Source organism: Allobosea sp. 05T422_2, from assembly GCF_056396265.1.
In genome coordinates this window covers 1-2,934 of record NZ_JBFTLD010000432.1, presented here as the reverse complement: position 1 = coordinate 2,934, position 2,934 = coordinate 1, and the positions used below count along the sequence as shown (strand labels likewise).

At 65.1% G+C, this 2,934-nt stretch carries 5 protein-coding genes; 3 read left to right on the top strand and 2 right to left on the bottom strand.

Annotation, left to right across the window (positions count from 1 at the left end; all coding sequences use genetic code 11):
- From AC1DJT_RS35605 to AC1DJT_RS35595, 3 genes are all read left to right on the top strand, one after another.
- A partial coding sequence (locus tag AC1DJT_RS35605) for a cytochrome c family protein (RefSeq protein ID WP_476835948.1) occupies positions 1-291 on the top strand: 291 nt, incomplete at its 5' end.
- A 112-nt stretch (positions 292-403) separates the two neighbouring features.
- Entirely contained in the window at positions 404-1,213 is an 810-nt protein-coding gene (locus AC1DJT_RS35600; RefSeq protein ID WP_441508434.1) for a substrate-binding domain-containing protein, read from the top strand.
- 2 nt (positions 1,214-1,215) lie between these two features.
- Positions 1,216-1,764: a PQQ-dependent catabolism-associated CXXCW motif protein gene (locus AC1DJT_RS35595; RefSeq protein WP_441508415.1), complete on the top strand. Its 549-nt coding sequence runs from the start codon at positions 1,216-1,218 to the stop codon at positions 1,762-1,764.
- Between the two features lie 58 nt (positions 1,765-1,822).
- On the opposite strand, the gene AC1DJT_RS35590 is transcribed toward AC1DJT_RS35595, so the two are convergent.
- Together AC1DJT_RS35590 and AC1DJT_RS35585 are read right to left on the bottom strand one after the other, a co-directional pair.
- Complete coding sequence (locus tag AC1DJT_RS35590; RefSeq protein WP_441508416.1) at positions 1,823-2,488, bottom strand: hypothetical protein; 666 nt, start codon at positions 2,486-2,488, stop codon at positions 1,823-1,825.
- The coding region (locus AC1DJT_RS35585) for an ABC transporter permease (protein ID WP_476835947.1) at positions 2,485-2,934 on the bottom strand (450 nt) is incomplete at its 5' end. The genes AC1DJT_RS35585 and AC1DJT_RS35590, both read right to left, overlap by 4 nt.

The following is a 2,934-nucleotide window of genomic DNA, read 5'->3' as shown; positions in this document are numbered from 1 at the left end:
GAGGGGGAAGGGTCGAGCTATGCCCCGGCCCTGGTCGGGTCCCTGAAAACCATGAAATATACTGACTTCACGGAAGTGGTGGCTGGCGGGCGCACGATCACGCGCCCCGACAAGACGAGCGTCATGCCGGCGCTCGGCGATAACGCCAATGTCATGTGCTATCTCGACGACATCTACGTTTATCTCAAGGCGCGCGCCGATGGTGTGCTGCCGCGGGGCACGCGTCCGGAACGCGCCGTCGAAAAGCCGGAGACGGCCGTCCAAAATGAAAAGACCTGCATGGGCTCCTAGAGCGAGGCCCGGACGGCTGCGCAGCAGCTGCGTGTCCGGCCCTGCCACCACCCGGCCACCAGTGCGGGCATGGCGGCCCGCTGATGTCTTTCGCTGGCTGATCTGCTGCGCGATCCTCCTCTTCGCCGCGGGGGGCGCCAGCCACGCCGCCGAGACCGGCCGTGCCGATCTGGTCAATCACGAAGTCCTCCGCGTCTGCAGCGACCCGGCCAATTTGCCCTTCTCGAACGAGGCGGGGCAGGGCTTTGAGAACAAGATCGCCGAACTCGTCGCGGATGATTTGAAGCTTCCGCTCGAATACACTTGGTTTCCGCAGGCGACGGGATTTGTGCGCCAGACGCTGTTCGCAAAGCGCTGCGACCTGATCATCGGTTACGCGCAGGGCGACGATCTCGTCCTCAACAGCAACCATTATTACCGCTCGAGCTATGTCCTGGTTCATCGGCCGGGGCAGAGGCTCGACGGCGTCGTTACGCTTGCCGACGAGCGGTTGAAGGACAAGCGCATCGGCATCGTCGCCGGCACACCGCCCGGGAACATCATGGCGATGCTCGGCCTGATGCAGAAGGCAAGGCCCTATCCGCTGACGGTCGACCGGCGCTTCGACTCTCCCGCGGAGCGCATGATCGCCGATATCCGTTCCGGAGAGATCGATGCCGGAATCCTGTGGGGGCCGATCGGCGGCTATTTCGCCAGCCGCGGCGGCGAAAAGCTGACCGTGACGCCGCTGCTGAGGGAAACGATGGGGCCGCGCATGGCCTATCGGATCACCTTCGGCGTGCGTCATCAGGAGGATGACTGGAAACGCAAGTTGAACGAGATCATCGCCAGGAGGCAGGGCGATATCGATGCGATCCTGCTGGATTTCGGCGTGCCGCTGCTGGACGAGGACACGGTGCCGATCACAGCGCCGCGGCGCTGACCATGTGGCGCGGCACTGCCCTGTTGGCACTCTGGCTGGCGGCGGGGTCAGCGGCCGGCGGCCTGGCGTGGGCCGTCCCGGACGAACCCGCAGGCTATCGTACCGAGAATTATCGCGCGCCGGTTCCAGCGATGCTCCAGGGCGCCCGCGTCATCGACACACGGGCAGCAGAGCTGCTGTGGCGCGGGAAATCAGCCGTCTTCATCGATGTCCTGCCACGCCCCGTGAAACCCGACAACCTGCCGGCGAACATGGTCTGGCGCGAGGCGCCGCATCGCAGCATTCCGGGCGCGGTCTGGCTGGCCAATACCGGCTATGGCGTCATCCCCGAACCGTTGCTGCAGGCCTTCCAGGCGCAGCTCGCGACGCTCACCGGCGGCGACAAGGCGAAAACGCTGGTCTTCTTCTGCCTGAAGGATTGYTGGATGTCCTGGAACGCAGCCAAGCGCGCCGTCTCTTGGGGGTACAGCAATGTCATCTGGTTTCCCGACGGCAGCGATGGCTGGGGCGAGGCGCTGCTTCCGCTCGTCGAGATTGCGCCGGGGCTATGAGACCCGCGCCGGACCGAAGCGCCCGGCACCGAAGTGCCGTGGCCGCGGCGAGGCGGCGTCAATCCTTCATCAGCGCCCGGATTTCGCGGGCGAGATCGAAGGCGCGCTGCTCGATCTGCACGGGTATCTCGCAGGCGAGGGGCAGAGATTCCTGCCTCTCGGCGAAGAACCGCGTATCCCACTTGTACCTGTCCTCCGCCACGGTGAGCTCCGCCTTGGCCTTCTCGTCCAGCGCCGCCTTGGCGCGCAGCGCACCCAGCGCCGCTCCCTGCTCCTGGATCCGCTCGGCGAGCTGCCTTTGCCGATGCTGAAACCGGCCGATCCCTGCGAGCACGATGGCGCGGTCGTCATTGATGGTCTTCAACACGCCGGCGAACAGCATTTTCAGCTTCTCGTCCCGGCTTGAGTCCGGCTGGGCCTTGGCCCATTGCGCCAGGCTCTCGCTTGCTTGCTCCATCGGGTTGGCGCGGCTGACGAGTGCCTTGATCAGGCGCTCCATCTCCGCGTCGTCCTGCCAGCCGGTGAGCGCCTCGACATCGGGGCCATCCCACATCTGCGCCGCAGTGAGCGTCGCGACCCTGCGCTGCACGCAGGGCCATTCCGGTTCGTCCGGGCGCGCCGGCAAGGCTGCGAACATGCCCGCGAACAGGGCCGCGCCGCAGGCGATCCTGAGCCTCGTGCGGATCAGGCGTTGGCTCGGGACAAGACCTCTCGGGAACGTCATGCCGTGCCTCCGGGAGCACCACGCCGACCCAGCAAACCCTTCGATGGATTATAGGCGTAAATGGCGGCAGCGAGAAAGACGGCGGTAAAACCCAGCACCGCCGCAAGCGAGACAGGATCAATCTGCGCGTAGAGGGCGAAGCGGATCAGTTCGACCGCATGGGTGAAGGGATTGAAGCGGCAGATCTCATAGAGCAGCGGGCTCGATTCCCGGATGCGCCACAGCGGATAGAGCGCGGACGAGGCAAAGAACATCGGGAAGATCACGAAGTTCATGACCCCGGCGAAGTTCTCCAACTGCTTGATGATCGACGACATGAACAGGGCGAGCGCGCCCAGCATCAGGCTCGCCAGGAACAAGGCCGGCAGCACCGTGAGGTAGCCGAGCAAGGGCGGCTCGATTTCCCAGAAATAGGCGATCAGCAGAAAGACATAGACCTGCAGCAG

What these genes read in the sequence shown, in the direction of transcription:
- AC1DJT_RS35590 (WP_441508416.1), bottom strand. Translation starts at nt 2,488, where the DNA reads ATGACGTTCCCGAGAGGTCTTGTCCCGAGCCAACGCCTGATCCGCACG.